Genomic DNA, 14505 nt, shown 5'->3' with positions numbered 1-14505 from the left:
GTTAATTCCATTAGTAGAGGAGTTTTGCTCATTCTTTTTTCTGATAAAAGGAAGGTGATATTCCTTCCAGCTTTTTAAATTTACTATAAAAATAATTGACGTTTGAATATCCTACCCTTTCAGCGACTTCATAAACCTTCATATCCTGAGCCAGTAATTCCTTCGCTTTTTGGATCCGTATCCGGTCAAGATATGCGTTAAAATATTCTCCTGTATAACTTTTGAAAAGTTGACCCAGATAGGAGCTGCTGTAGTTAAACAAGACGGCAAGCATTTCCAATTTTAGGTTATCCCCATAGTGGCGATCTATATAATCCAGCAATCGCTTCATTTCATTGTCCTTGCTGTTATAATCTGCACATTGAGCCAGCCTCTCCATGACAACTGATATTCGGTCAACGAGATCCCGCATATAACGGGAATGATATACTTCAGCAAGAAATTGGGCCGGCTCGCCTGGATAACCACTCATAGACCAGACACGTGGATGGACTTTTCGAACCGTTTCATTGGCCAGGTAGAAGAAGCGGTCACGAATATGCTTTTCCTCTGCTTGAGCAGCTACTTGCTGCCATGCTATTTCGTTTAAAAAAGAAGAGATCGCACTTGCATGTCCAACATCGACCAGGTAATGGAGCCTGAAGGCCTCTTCTTCTTTACTGGATAGGGAAGATCCTGAATGTTGATCCGTTTCCTGTCGATAAGATTCTGGTGTTTCCTCGGTCAGGAGCCTTCCCCTATCGTAAAAGAAACTATGTTCCAAAAGAGATCGTGCCGTTTTGAAAGAATGAATGATGTCATCTAGTGACCGAACAGGCTGACCCAACGCTACGTCCATTTCGAATCGAAGCTCTCCGGATAAGAGTTGAAGGTTCTTATAGAGTTCACTCCACCCTGCTTCGCTTACAGGAGAGCTGCCAAGCAGCAGAACGATGTATGGAGCGAAATATAATACGACTCCTTGACGTCCGGAAGCATAGGTTCTGCTCACCACATCCTTGAAATTCTGAATTTGTTCGCTTTCTTCTTGGTCTAGGGCAGAGAAGGCAATTAAAACAATTTGATAGGTTGTCCATTTCACTTCAAATGAGTTTGACCATTCACTCAGAAGGGAATCATCTAACGCATGTTTACCGGTTAGTAATGAGTAAAGTATCCATTCTGGCGTATTTGTTTGTTGTAACAGGCTTTTTTCGTGCACCTTCGAGAGCTGTTCGTGAATCTTTTGGAGAGATGCCGACAGTTCTTCCTTGTTCACCGGTTTCAACAGATAAGCATCGACGCCGAATTGAAGGGCCTGGCGTGCATACTCAAAATCCGCGTAACCACTGAGAATAATGACATGACTGGGCCAGCCGCGGTGGCGGATTTGCTGAAGGAGTTCAAGTCCGTCCATTCCCGGCATACGGATATCCACCAACAATACATCAGGAATCGTTTTTTCAAATATACGAAGGGCTTCATTCCCACCAGCTGCTGTTCCAATCACTTCGAACCCCAATTCCTTCCAAGGTATTAACGTTTGCAACCCCAACCGTAGTTTGGGTTCATCATCAACAATGATCACTGAAAACATTAAGTTCGACCCTCCTTCGGTATGCAAAATGTGATACAGGTGCCTTTCTTCTCTATGCTATTGATGGTGAGCCTTGAAGCTGTACCGTAGGTGAGTTCCAATCGGTCATTTACGTTACGAAGACCAATACGATCCCCTGACTCATCGGAGCCCGTTAACTGTTTTTCTAGCTGGCTCATTTTCATGGGTGAAATACCTGCGCCATCATCGTGGATTTCGATCAAAAGCATATCCTGATCATCAAACTTAGTCCGAATAGTGATTAGCGTTGGGCCCTCTTTGCGATCTAGCCCGTGGACGATCGAATTTTCAACCAAAGGTTGAATGATCAGCGGTGGGATTTCTATCTGTTCGGTTTTCGGATCGATTTCCATACTGTATTGAAGCCGGTCTTCATATCGAAATTTTTGTAGTTCCAAGTAACAACGTACCATATTCAACTCATCCGATAACGGAATCTGACGGCTTCCGACCTCCAAACTGTTTCGGAGCAACATGCTTAGCTGCCATACGGCTTGGGCCAGCCCCTCTTCCCCGCGAAGATGAGCTTCCATTCGGATGGATTCAAGTGTATTAAACAGAAAGTGGGGATTCACCTGACTTGCCAGCATCTTGAATTTGATATCATTTTGTTTTTGTAATAATAACTGTTTCTGCTGATTGCTTTCTTCCACTTCAAACATCAGTTCACTGATCCGGTGAACCAGATCATTGAATTGCCGAGATAGTTGTCCAATCTCATCTTTTCCGTCGAGGTCCAGGTATGTATCCCAGGATACCGTGCCTACTCGGGACATATGTTTACTGAGTCGGAGCAATCTCCTTGCTATAAAGGATGCGGAAATATAAACAAGCACTATTGCAATGATTAGACATCCACCTATCACCAAAGTGGCTAAACGTATGATAGCGTTTGCATCTTGCAGAATGTCCGATACCGTAAAAACGGAAATAATGCGAAATCCATTCCAGCTGTTTTGAGGAGTTACATTGGCTATGACCACCTTGGATTTCTTTCCATCCATGACAGCTTCGTAGCTGCCCTGGGTTTGAGACATCATGTTGCTCCCCCCGTGTACAGAAGCGAGGTTCTTACCGTAAAGATCTGGCCGATTGGCCGCAACAATATGGTTGTTATCATCCACAATCATTGTGGAAAATGTCTCCTGAGATAGAATCGAATTCAGCAAATCGGAATTCACGTTAATAACCAAAACACTCTCATTTTTCAGATCATCCAGATTGATTTTTCGAACGAGGCTCAGGTAATTTTTTTGATCACGTTCATCCTCAATATAGCCCCAACCAGCCAGCCCCTTTTGACTTAAGGCAGACTTGAACCAATCAGACTCTTTTGTTCGGTCATCTGGCTGCATAAATTCCCAGTTATTAAGCATGGTTGGATTGTCCGTGTATAACCGGATTGACTTAATCTCTTTATACAGCCGCATATAATCTCGAATGTCCGTGTATTGACGATAGGTTTGAATAATTTCGTTATAGCTTTCATAGCTTCGGCTTACTATGGACTTCATCCGGTTATCATTGGAGAGTTGATAGGAAATATCTATGGCAACATTGATGACCTCCTCGGTTCTTTTTTGGACACGTTCTACGTTATTCGTTGCTTGCTCAAAGGCGTTCAGGATCATGACTTCCCTCAACTTGCTTGTTAGATAGATACCACTTATTAAAAGCGGAAGTACAGCCACCGTTATAAATATCAAGGACAGCTTACTTTTAAGTCTGATGTCATTTAGTCTTCGCATAAAACGCATAGCACGATCCTCTTTCCTACATTTAGTTCTCCTTTTAGCATAAAACCAAATGTACTCTTCTCTTTTTGGATAGTCAATGAAACATTTCGATGAGGTCTGGTTAGCAATGACCTAACGTTCTTTTCCATTTCGGCAAAAGGTACACGCTTTTACACGCTTCTTACCCACTGCATGGGACCTAAACGAAGTTTCTTAAAAACAAAAAAGCCGCTAATAATAGCGGCTTCGATGGGACCATCTTCTTGTTCCTAGACAATTGGTCTACGAAATAATGACTTACCCTGATCTCTTTTTATACTTCTTTACCAAATACGATTTCTTTAACCTCTGCAATTGGCATGTCTTCCCCAGTAAAAAGTTTATAAGCAAGTGCGCCCTGCCATAGGACCATACCGAGACCATTGATTGCTCGGGCACCATTTGCTTTTCACACCTACCTGTTGTTCTTCTGCAACTCATTCACACATATAGAGAAGTTGTATCAAGGCTGACGTTTCCAGCTTGTCAATTGCTTCACTGTAGTGGGTTATATCACAAATTTTCCAATGGCATTAGCCACACCATCTTTATCATTTGAATCGGTTATGTAAACTGCGCATTTTTTCAGTTCATTGATTGCGTTCCCCATGGCTACAGGAAATCCGGACAGATGGAATAGGCCTACATCGTTAAAATCATCCCCAAACACCATCACATTTTCTGAATTTACCCCAATTTCACTTAACACCCATTCCAAGGCTTTTTCCTTTGAAGCTGTTTTATGCATGATTTGGATTAATGCTCCCCCATCCGTTGCGATGACATTCACATGATCACCAAATTGCTCGCTAAGATCCTTCCATGTGTTACAACCTAAAACTAATATTTTGGTTGGGGATAGAGAGTCTATATAGTGTTGGTCAACAACCTGAGGTTTCAGATCATTCGGACGGATACCGAATTGAGCGCATTGCGAGTCCAGAACTGGCCTACTTGTGTACCATGAATCATTAACCTCGTATGAGATTATGGATTGAGGCATGTTTAACTCGATGAATGTATTAATCTGTTGATTGATCTCCAAAGGGATAGGAATATGGAGCTCATTTTGTTTGGATTTGCATATAACTAAAGCGCCATTGTAATAAATCATGTAATCTACAAAAGGAAACTGCTTCACAAATTGATTTGCCGCTCTAGGCGGCCTTGCCGTGGCAACGATAATATGTATTCCCGAATCAAAACATCGTTTAACAGCCTGAACATTTCTGGGAGATATCGATTTATCACTTCTGAGCAAAGTTCCGTCCAGGTCCAGTACAATGGCCTTAATCGTAGACATCCGATTCCTCCCACAGAGCTAAATTGGTAAAATAATACTACGCCTCAAGAGGTATCGTCAATGGGAATGGTTTTTTTGTCCGCTGCTGAATAACTATTGATCTTGGCCTTATTTCCATCGTTCGTTTCTACGGAGTACAGAGCATTGTCGTTTCTTGCACCTGACCATCCATTTCAGTGGTTGACATGATTCGGAAGTCCTTATCGTAGCCATCTACCATATAGATATCCGCTTCACCAATGTTGGAAGCCAGCTCTTTATATTCATCCTGACTACTCAACTCATGAATGCCACCCGTTGTAGTACCCAGTTTTTCTCCGCGCAATGCCAGCGCATCCTCACCGTTAAGCGATGTCGGGGACTGCGTATAGACATGCCCCTGGTATACAACCAGTTGAAGCATATTTGCCTTTGGACCGCTGCTATTTGAATTGGGGAGTTCCGTCTTCGGAATCACTACCGGGTCATATGTAACGTTCGATGCCATTTGTGTCCCCGGTTGTGTCGAACCGTTCCACTGCTGCCATAAGCTCGGAACAGCCAGTCCGATGCTGGCAGCAATGACAACACTCGCTGCAATGTAAAGAGGCCTGCGTTGGCGTTTTTGTTTATGGTGCCGCACATTGGAGATGTTCTCCATGCGTTTTCTCATTTGGTCATTTGTTTTCATCTGATCCACCGCTCTATACTTGACGGGCAATGACAGCACGAGTTCGATGAGCACCCGATCTTCAGGGTCATCTGTGGTTAGAAATTCTGCTCCCTCCAGATTGACCTCCCGTTTGCGCCAGCCTCTACCTAATAAGGATTTGCAGTGATTGGTGATGACTCGGATCAACCATGCTTTCTGATGCTCCGCATCGTTGAACGCAGGGGCTTTTTCCATTAGCTTGATGAAGGTATCCTGAGTAGCTTCCTCCGCGTCCTCTCGTCTACCAAGGTGTACCATGGCTATTCGGAACAGAGTATCGGCATAAGTCTCATATATGTCCATCACATGATCGCCCGGTTGGGGCACGGATCGCCGCATGGTTGTTCAGCCCTCCTTTATACCTCTAACACTCTTAAGGACGGCATTTGGTCACATTTTGTTGAAAAGTTTCAGGATGTTGAAGAAATGATTGGATTCGGCATTCAAAAATGCAGACAAAAATACCGACCCTCAAATTTCAAAGGTCGGTTTACCCATTCGGGAGAAGAAAACAATGGTTATAACTGCATTATGGTCCATCCTTTGCAGTTATATACCGCCTTCTGCTCTAACTCTAGTGTTATTTGGACAATTCAGTAATATCAACGTTCATATGCTCCGTAAGCATTAAGGTAACATCCACTTTCACTTTACTCCATAATAATGTCATTTTATGAATGTAACCTCTCACCGAATAATTTACCGTTAGACTTAGCTCGGATCTCTGTTCATCAATGATTTTAATATGGTGCTCCTTTAAGCTTTGTTTCGATTTGTACATCTCTAAGGCAATTTTCTTTTGGGTACCGTCTAAGTAATCAACATACACCGATTTCATCTTAAAGTTTGAAGCGTATATTTTATGCTTATCTACCTCCAGAGCACTTAACAGATAGGGAAGCTCTACCAGCCTCTTCACGAGTGCAAGTTCCTCAGAAGTCTGTTTCACCGTACACGCCTCCTTCTTCAAGTTTGACCGTGACCAATTGATCAAAATCGACCCATTCAAATCCATTGTCCATTTCAATTTTGATTTTCTTTCCAACGGTACTGACTGAAGTAACGATTCCGTGTATATATCGATTGCCCGACTCATTAAACACTTCAATGGTGGCTTGTAAAGTATAGTTGAGCGACATATCTACATTTTGAGCAATGATCTCCCACTCATCTTCATGAATTAGCGGTTTGGCTTGAACATGAATTTGAGTACGATGCTGTATGATTCGCTCTTTATGTTGTGGAAGCATCATACGGCTCGATTCCCATAATCCATTGGCCTCAAGTTTTTTGCTCATTTGTAGTGCCCCCCAATTTTAGATGCTCTATCTATTGCTTGACCAGCAGCTGTAATGGAGCTTGCTCGAAGTATGGCAATGTCGCCAAATCGATCCTTAATGTCGTCCATCACCTGATCAATAGCCCGTTTGTGCTCCTGATCATCAAAGAAGGATAGTTGATATGTATCCGCGTCGGATAATTGAGAAAGGGATACGCCTACACGGCGCACCGGTTGCCCATCCCAGTGTTGATGAAATATGCGTTTGGCGATCTTGCACACATCAACGGTTATGTTTGTTGGATCAGACAGTTTTACCTGCCTGTGAAAGCCTGTTGGATGGTCGAAATCTGCTCCAGACACACTCACGGAAATGACACTCCCCATCAGTCCTTTTTTACGAGCTCTTCGGCATACTTCAGTACAGATATCGAGGATGACCACTTCGATCTCCCAAGCCTCTGTGTAATCTCTAGGCAAGGTCATCCCGTTGCCAATATCCTTTTGTGTACTGTGTGTGTTGACGGTTACCGGAGAGTTATCGAGCCCATTGGCGATGCGCCAGATCACTTCTCCATTCACGCCCCATTTACTCTTGAGTTGGGTAAGAGGTGTATTCGCCAAGTCTCTAATCGTTCGGATACCCATCTTCCACAGATGTTTTTCCATTCTTGAGCCAATCCCCCACATATCGCGGATGGGCTTATCTCCAATGTGGAGGTGTAATTCTTCTTTCTTTAAGTGGAAAATGCCCCCTTTGACCTTTTTAGCGATCATATCGCAGCACAATTTACTAATGATTTTGTTTTCACCAATGCCCGCTCTTGCGTAAACCCCTGTTTCATTATAGATCTTATCTTGAATTTGCTTGGCTAGATCGACAGGATCATTACCAAACAGATGCATAGACCCTGTAAAATCAGCGAATAATTCGTCTATACTGTACGGCTCAACCAGATCGGTAAACTCCTCAATAATGGACATGATTTGAGTGGATACTTCAATGTATTCTTGCATATGAGGTCTAACAATGATTAGTTCAGGGCACTTCTGAAGCGACTGCCAGAGTGGTTCTGCGGTGGATACACCCTTCGCTTTGGCTAATGGACAAGCAGCAAGAATAATTCCAGAGCGTCTTGCTGGATCGCCTGCAACGGCGAGTGGTCTATTTTTGTATTGAGGCATTTTCGCCTTTTCGACTGAAGCATAAAAGCTCTGCATATCAATGAGCATAATGGTTCGCTGCTTAGTCAACACTGAAATCACTCCTGTACTTAAGAACGTATGTTTGTATATATTATAAACCGAACACATGTTCTTTATGCAAGAGGTAAATATTTATATTCAGCGGAGGGATGGTCATACTCAACTTTCAGAAGCATGTCTTATAACAAAGAAAGACCATGAGGGAACAAACCCTCAAGGTCGATTAGAGACTTCTTCATGATTGATTTAATTAATATAAAGTGCATATCCCTTCTATATAAACAGGTTATGGTTTGATTTGTCAGCCTGACCCAGATAGTAACCTACCCCACCAATAGTAACCTGATCCATGATCTCTTCTCGCTGGATACCCATCAGATCCATAGACATTTGACAAGCAACCATTTCCACACCTTGTGCTAAAGCAGTTTGAATCAATTCCTCCAGAGAGGCAACGTTGTTTTTCTTCATAATGCCGCGAATAACTTTAGGACCAACACCAATCATATTCATTTTGGACAAGCCTAACTTGTGACTACCACGTGGCAGCATAAGATCAAACATACGGCCTATCATGTTTTTGGATACCCGTTCCGGCTGATGCTTGCGAATAATATTTAGTCCCCAGAATGTATAAAACATGGTTACTTTGCGCCCGCTTGCAGCTGCGCCATTAGCAATAATAAGAGAGGCTATTGCTTTATCCAGGTCGCCACTGAAGACAACCATCGTACTGGCAGGTTCAACATTCTGAGCTTCCGAAACGGATGATCTGACCGGCTCTGTCTGCTTGGTTAGTACTGCTTCAATAATACCGTTCTTACCACGTTCCAACTGTATGAGTGCTGCACCAGACATTGCTGCCCATGCCTTTACATCTTCGTAAAACCCTGGATCAGAAGCTTTTACCCGCAGCGTTTCTCCATCGGATAGTTGATCCATCTTCTGCTTTACTTGTATTAACGGACCAGGGCAGCTCAATCCGCAAACATCCAATTCTTCATCGATACGCAACGGCTGAGAAGAAAGTTGATCAGCCTGATGTAATGTATTTTGCTTTAGATGAGAAACATGATTGCTATGATTTTGATCATCTGTAAGCTCATGTTTTTGACCAGTATACGGAGCTGGTTTAAATTGCGCTTGGCGATACGTTTTGAATCCACCACTCAAATTTTTAACGGTGAAACCGTGCTGACGCAAAATTTGTGTTGCAGTATACCCCCGTAAACCTACTTGGCAGTATACCCAGATTTCTTTAGAGACATTTAACTCATGCAATCTCTCACGAAGCTCATCCACTGGGATGTTTAATGACCCTGGAATATGGCCATTACGATGCTCCAGCTCGCTACGTACATCTAGTAGTATGGTTTGCTCCGGCTGGCGCACAGAAAGCTGATCATAGGTGAATGTTTTGACACGTCCGGCGATAATATTCTCTGCTGCATACCCAGCCATATTAACCGGATCTTTTGCTGATGAATAGGGCGGTGCATAACTCAGTTCAAGTTCAGTCAAGTCGCTTATATGACCCCCAAAATGAATAGCAACGGCAATATCATCAATGCGTTTATCCACTCCTTCAAATCCGACTGCCTGTGCACCCAGGATTCTTCCTTCAGGTGAAAACAGCAATTTTAGAGTAATTGCACTTGATCCTGGATAATACGATGCATGAGAAGCAGGATGAACAATCACCGTATGATAATCCACGTTAAGACGTTTTAATATCTTTTCATTGCTGCCCGTTGTTGCTCCAGTCAGTCCAAACACTTTAATAATAGAAGTCCCTTGTGTTCCTTTGTAGGTAGAATTTATGCCAGCAATCCGATCCGCAGCAATACGTCCTTGCTTGTTGGCAGGACCTGCAAGCGGAATCGCTGTCTTGGTTCCATGGATGTAATCACTGACCTCAATTGCATCACCAACCGCATATATATGCGGTATATTGGTTTCCATGGCCTCATTAACAATGATATGTCCACGTGTCCCCAAGGAAATACCACTGCTTTGCAGAAATGAGGTTTCTGGGGTCACACCAATCGCGAGAATCACAAGATCTCCTTTTAAAACGTGACCATCTGCAAGCTCGACCCCGATTCCATGCTCCAGTGAACGAAAACCCTTAACACGCTTGGAAAACTGCAAATTAACACCATGCTGCTCCATTTCTTGTGCCAGTGCAGCTGCGAGTTCAGGATCAAATGGAGTTAGCATTTGTTCGTTACCCTCGACCAGCGTTACATGTAGTCCGGCTTCCCTCAAATTTTCTGCCATTTCAACACCGATAAATCCACCACCAATAACGATTGATGATTCGTTGTTAGATGCACTTATTGCATCTTTGATTCGATCAATGTCTGGAATGCTGCGCACTGTATAAATGAATGGATTATCTATACCCGGCACATCGGGGACCATCGGACGTGCACCGGGAGACAGAATTAACTCGTCATAGGTTTCTTCGTATTGACCGCGCTCCTCGCTGTTCACTAGAATCGTTTGATGCTGGGGGGTGATGGATATGACCTCACTCTGTGTACGTACATCAATTCGAAAGCGATCTGCCATTCCTTTAGGTGTTTGTACTAACAAACGGTTACGCTCAGCAATCGTTCCGCCTATATAATAAGGTAAGCCGCAGTTGGCGAATGAAATGTAGGGACCCTTTTCAAATATGACTATTTCCGCATGTTCATCCAGCCGGCGTAGGCGGGCAGCTGCTGACGCACCACCCGCTACTCCACCAACAATGACCACTTTCTTACTCATGATTAACATTCATCCTCTCCAAATAAAACAGTTATAATCTGTTCAATACGTCGGTTTGCAAGTATATAATTCACTTCTAGGCCATTTCGCTCCGTATCAACAATTCCTGCACTACGCAGCTTCTGTAAGTGCTGGGAAACGGTTGATTGCGGTAGATCCAGACACTCCTGCATATAGGAAACATTACATTTCTTTTTACGCATCAACCCGCGCACAATGCACAGGCGTATAGGATGGGAAAGGGCCTTCAGTAAGTTAGCAGGTTCCTCAAACTGCTTCAAATCACCGCTATCGTTAAAACCGAGTTTATCCAAAGTTAACCCTCCTGTATCGTTATATTAGAATAATACGATATAGTAAAATGAAAGTCAAACGACTTTGTTTGATATTATTATCCATTGTAGTGGATGATCTCCTATATTAACTCACTCTTAATTCTATACTTCACCTTATTATTAGGACAAAAAAGACGCTGTCATGCGCTATGACAACGTCCTTTTTCAATTAACAAATTAACTATCCTCTGCTTTACTATTCTAATTATTACATATTCAAGCATGATCGAGATCAGGCCCAGAAAAGCTCTTCATTCAAATAAAATTAAATTTGTGACACGAGCTGTATCAAAATTTCCGCATGTTCTTGAGCTAATCCCTTGCCAATCTTGGCTTGCACTTGATGGATAAATCCGTTGATTGCGCCTTTTTTTCCTCCCTCATTACCTGATTCATTGGCTCGTTCTACTTTGGTCAATTGTTCCTTCAATCGATCAGCCAGCTCTTGATCATTAGCGAGGAACTTGTCGATAAGTCCTGCCATACCTTTATAGGTAAGGATCACCTCATAAGAAAAAGAAGAATTTGTCGTGTTCCCAGCGATATCATGGGCGGAAGCATAGACCAAATGCTCCCCAACACCATTCAAATAGGCAGGGCGATCTGCAAGCACAGCATCACAATCACTTTTAGCTATACCTGATAATGCATCCTGAGCGGAGCATTCGATCCGAACTTCCTCATCCAGCTCGTAGACGGATTTTCCTGAAAATTCGATGATAGGAGCCGTTTTGTCAATCTTAACTTCGGTAGTAGAGGGTGCCCCGGGCACACCATAAGCCGATATAGACCAATAAGTTACGGCCGTCACCCCTTCTTCGCTTACGGTAAACTCAGTAGTACCGCCTTCAGTCTCACGCTGGTTGATTTCCTCAGCCCCCGTAGTTTCGAAAATGATGGAGCTTGCTCCTTCCGAGTTTAGCGTAATCGAAACATCTTCATGGTGCCAACCCTGCTCATTTGCCTGCGGATTAAGCGCAGCTTCAGTCAAGGGAGCCGTATTATCTTTAACCGTTACGGAAAAATCGTCATAGTAGGCTGTGGAGATATTATAGCGGCTGGTTACCGCAATTAGTCTGGCATAAGCCGCTCCTTCCGGTGCCGTACCGCGGAGAGTTACTTTTTGCCATTGGTGAAGTCGCGATTCATCCAGATGCGTTTCCAAAGTAGACAAGCTCTGCCCTTCTGCGTTATAAAATCGGAACATGAAACCAGGCTGGCCTGACTCAATATATATTTGAGTACTTGCGGTATAGTCCTCTCCAGGCACTAATGCGATTGGATCGCTCTGCACTGCAACGGATGCAGTACGAATAAGATCCGTTGTTTTCAGGCTGTAATCACCTGCATAACTCTTGTTGCTGCTACGCTCAAATTTAACATCCCCACTTGTTGCAAACAATGAAGTCCAGCCGGGCAGCTTTCCGTTCTCTCCTGGCTGCTCCAACCCGGCATTGTTTACCGGCAAAGGAATCCCTGGCGGTTCGGCCACAATCTCTCCATCAATTTGGATTCGATACAAAACCGTATTGGTTGCGAGATCTGTGAAATACAGGTCCCCATCCATGCCAAGATCAAATCTAGAAGCATCCGTTAATGTTCTGAAATCCAGTGTTTCCGGATCAATCACTGTCAGCTTGTTGTTAAACAGGACATACAAAAGTCCGTCTTCCGACCAGCGCATCGGATGATGATGCCACTGGGTATAATAGAGCTTCGGATAAATCTTCATATATTTTACAAGTTGGTACGTATCCGGATCGATTGCAAATATATATTCGTAGGATGCTCCCCAGATCAATCCATCCGGCCCGAGAGACAGGTCCCCAATGAAAATCGGATCGACAAGCTCGGGAATATCCAGCGTAAACTCCGTTATTTTTTGCTCATTTTGAACATCCCACACAAAAATTTTGGCCTCCTGCTCGCTCGGCGTGGAGCCCAGTCCTCCCCTAATGGTTGTAGATCCAAAAACCTTCCCGTCTACATAAGCGGTACTAAGCACGCTCTGATTCTGAACCACGTTTCGATGGACTTTGGTTTCACCTGTAGCAGTATCATGAACTGTAAGCGATCCTCCCAGCGTCCCGTATCCTGAAATGGTCGAAATAAACAGTTTACCGTCCCCTTCAGACATATGCACAAGACGTTCCTGATCGTTCCCAAGTACAGCGAGACGCTGCGGATTTGTGCTTCCTGGTTCCTGATTGAGATCGTAAACGTACAAGCCACCTTCCGGGTAGACTCCCATATAGACTTTATTTCCAATCGGGTATACACTGTCCGCTTGACCAATGCTGAACGGTTTTGTCGTCATGCTCTCTAAATCAACCAAAGAAGATCTAGCTTGTGAACCGGTTGTTATCAGCTGTGTATCAGATACACTTTGGAGACGATTAACAACTCCCGGCAATCCCGGAATAATTGGTGGCTGTACGATGACTTTTTGGGTATCGATATTGAGCATGGCAACTCCGCCGTCATATCGTACCGTAACGAGCGTTTTTCCCGGCAGCTCGGGATTGTTCTGAAACTCGACCCAATCCGCCCCTCTGAACCCACTCTCATAGGTCATGCCGGTTTCCTCTACCTGACGTGTCGCCAGGTCAAAGGTTTTCAGTTTTTTCTCGGACATATAATACAGCTTTCCATCCACAGAGTCAGCTGCGTGAAGACCGGTTACCTGCTGGAGCTCCACATCAAGCCAGGATCCTGTTGTAGTATCGTAGATATAACCCTCACCCGGTACACCACTTCCATCCGTATAACGCGCGAACAAATAACGGTTATCGATTGTACTCAAATCGTATACTGTATCATTTTTGACGGCAAGCGAAGCTGCAATATTCGTTTTTTCACCTGTAGCCAAATCCACACGCACGATCTGTTCATGGGCTGTACCGGCATAAATATATCCCCCCTGGTAAGCAATGGAGCGGACATACTCCTGATCAAGCGCACCGATCACACGGCCATAATCCCTCACTTGCTCGGTCACAGGATCATACTGCCAAACCTTGCCGCCCGGATAAGTCCCCACGTACACTCTACCCTGTTCATCCGTCGTGATACTATTAGAGACAGACTGTCCTTCGAATTGAGCCACTTGAACAGCCTGATGGGTGACTGGCGAATACTCCCATAATCGTGCACCCGATCCTTCGGCAGCCACATAAAGCGTACCGTTCGGCGCAACGGTATGCGCCCAGGAGCTTTCCGATGGCCCAAGTGAAACCGTCCGAAGCAGTTTGTACTCTTCGAGGTCAATCACATTCAGGAAGCCGGGCTTGCCTTTACTCGTGGCATACATGACTGGTTTTCCATCCTCATAGCCTACAGTTCCGTTAAAGACAGCTACCGTGTAATTGTTGGGAACAAGCAGTTCTTCGGGGTCGCCGAAGTTTTTTTGAGTAAGCCTGGACTCCTCTGCTTGGGCAGGAGCAGACTGCACGGGAAACATCACAATAACAAGTAAACAACTCATGAACATGGTGATCAGGTTGAAAAAAGGCTTTTTCATCACACATCTCCCCTTCTTCATGCA

Annotated in this window: 10 protein-coding genes and 1 pseudogene; all 11 read right to left on the bottom strand. The window is 44.1% G+C overall.

Annotation, left to right across the window (positions count from 1 at the left end; all coding sequences use genetic code 11):
- Positions 1–28: 28 nt before the first annotated feature.
- The 11 genes and pseudogenes from AC3WQ3_RS20925 to AC3WQ3_RS20875 all read right to left on the bottom strand — a co-directional run bounded on the left by AC3WQ3_RS20925 (position 29) and on the right by AC3WQ3_RS20875 (position 14481).
- Positions 29–1576 carry a response regulator gene (locus AC3WQ3_RS20925; protein WP_492473392.1) on the bottom strand — a complete coding sequence of 516 codons (1548 nt, stop codon included), beginning with the start codon at positions 1574–1576 and terminating at the stop codon, positions 29–31.
- On the bottom strand, positions 1576–3354 hold the full coding sequence (locus tag AC3WQ3_RS20920) for a sensor histidine kinase (RefSeq protein WP_492473391.1): 1779 nt from the start codon (positions 3352–3354) through the stop codon (positions 1576–1578). Before AC3WQ3_RS20920 ends, AC3WQ3_RS20925 begins: the two co-directional genes overlap by 1 nt.
- A gap of 292 nt (positions 3355–3646) precedes the next feature.
- A pseudogene (locus AC3WQ3_RS20915) lies at positions 3647–3772 on the bottom strand (quinate/shikimate dehydrogenase); the annotation flags it as partial.
- A gap of 108 nt (positions 3773–3880) precedes the next feature.
- The gene (locus tag AC3WQ3_RS20910; protein ID WP_492473390.1) at positions 3881–4675 is read right to left on the bottom strand and encodes a Cof-type HAD-IIB family hydrolase; all 795 of its coding nucleotides are present in this window, start codon (positions 4673–4675) and stop codon (positions 3881–3883) included.
- A 127-nt stretch (positions 4676–4802) separates the two neighbouring features.
- Positions 4803–5705, bottom strand: coding sequence for an RNA polymerase sigma factor (locus AC3WQ3_RS20905; protein WP_492473389.1), 903 nt, complete (start codon positions 5703–5705; stop codon positions 4803–4805).
- 241 nt (positions 5706–5946) lie between these two features.
- On the bottom strand, positions 5947–6315 hold the full coding sequence (locus tag AC3WQ3_RS20900) for a YhjD family protein (RefSeq protein WP_492473388.1): 369 nt from the start codon (positions 6313–6315) through the stop codon (positions 5947–5949).
- Positions 6299–6664, bottom strand: a complete 366-nt coding sequence (locus AC3WQ3_RS20895; RefSeq protein WP_402876608.1) for a YolD-like family protein — start codon at positions 6662–6664, stop codon at positions 6299–6301. Before AC3WQ3_RS20895 ends, AC3WQ3_RS20900 begins: the two co-directional genes overlap by 17 nt.
- Positions 6661–7878, bottom strand: coding sequence for a DNA polymerase IV (locus AC3WQ3_RS20890; RefSeq protein WP_492473437.1), 1218 nt, complete (start codon positions 7876–7878; stop codon positions 6661–6663). Before AC3WQ3_RS20890 ends, AC3WQ3_RS20895 begins: the two co-directional genes overlap by 4 nt.
- Before the next feature lie 246 nt (positions 7879–8124).
- Positions 8125–10626: an FAD-dependent oxidoreductase gene (locus AC3WQ3_RS20885; protein WP_492473386.1), complete on the bottom strand. Its 2502-nt coding sequence runs from the start codon at positions 10624–10626 to the stop codon at positions 8125–8127.
- A 2-nt stretch (positions 10627–10628) separates the two neighbouring features.
- Positions 10629–10940: an ArsR/SmtB family transcription factor gene (locus AC3WQ3_RS20880; protein WP_492473385.1), complete on the bottom strand. Its 312-nt coding sequence runs from the start codon at positions 10938–10940 to the stop codon at positions 10629–10631.
- Positions 10941–11226: 286 nt separating this feature from the next.
- Positions 11227–14481 carry an NHL repeat-containing protein gene (locus tag AC3WQ3_RS20875; protein ID WP_492473384.1) on the bottom strand — a complete coding sequence of 1085 codons (3255 nt, stop codon included), beginning with the start codon at positions 14479–14481 and terminating at the stop codon, positions 11227–11229.
- Positions 14482–14505: the final 24 nt, after the last annotated feature.

The organism is Paenibacillus sp. FW104-T2 (genome assembly GCF_058789975.1).
The sequence above is the reverse complement of the archived record's forward strand: the minus strand, read 5'-3'. Positions and strand labels throughout refer to the sequence as shown.

Excerpts from the sequence above, each read along its gene's own strand:
- AC3WQ3_RS20875 (WP_492473384.1), bottom strand. The coding sequence starts at position 14,481 with ATGAAAAAGCCTTTTTTCAACCTGATCACCATGTTCATGAGTTGTTTA.
- AC3WQ3_RS20905 (WP_492473389.1), bottom strand. The coding sequence starts at position 5,705 with ATGCGGCGATCCGTGCCCCAACCGGGCGATCATGTGATGGACATATAT.
- AC3WQ3_RS20890 (WP_492473437.1), bottom strand. The coding sequence starts at position 7,878 with ATGCTCATTGATATGCAGAGCTTTTATGCTTCAGTCGAAAAGGCGAAA.
- AC3WQ3_RS20895 (WP_402876608.1), bottom strand. The coding sequence starts at position 6,664 with ATGAGCAAAAAACTTGAGGCCAATGGATTATGGGAATCGAGCCGTATG.
- AC3WQ3_RS20885 (WP_492473386.1), bottom strand. The coding sequence starts at position 10,626 with ATGAGTAAGAAAGTGGTCATTGTTGGTGGAGTAGCGGGTGGTGCGTCA.
- AC3WQ3_RS20925 (WP_492473392.1), bottom strand. The coding sequence starts at position 1,576 with ATGTTTTCAGTGATCATTGTTGATGATGAACCCAAACTACGGTTGGGG.
- AC3WQ3_RS20910 (WP_492473390.1), bottom strand. The coding sequence starts at position 4,675 with ATGTCTACGATTAAGGCCATTGTACTGGACCTGGACGGAACTTTGCTC.
- AC3WQ3_RS20920 (WP_492473391.1), bottom strand. The coding sequence starts at position 3,354 with ATGCGTTTTATGCGAAGACTAAATGACATCAGACTTAAAAGTAAGCTG.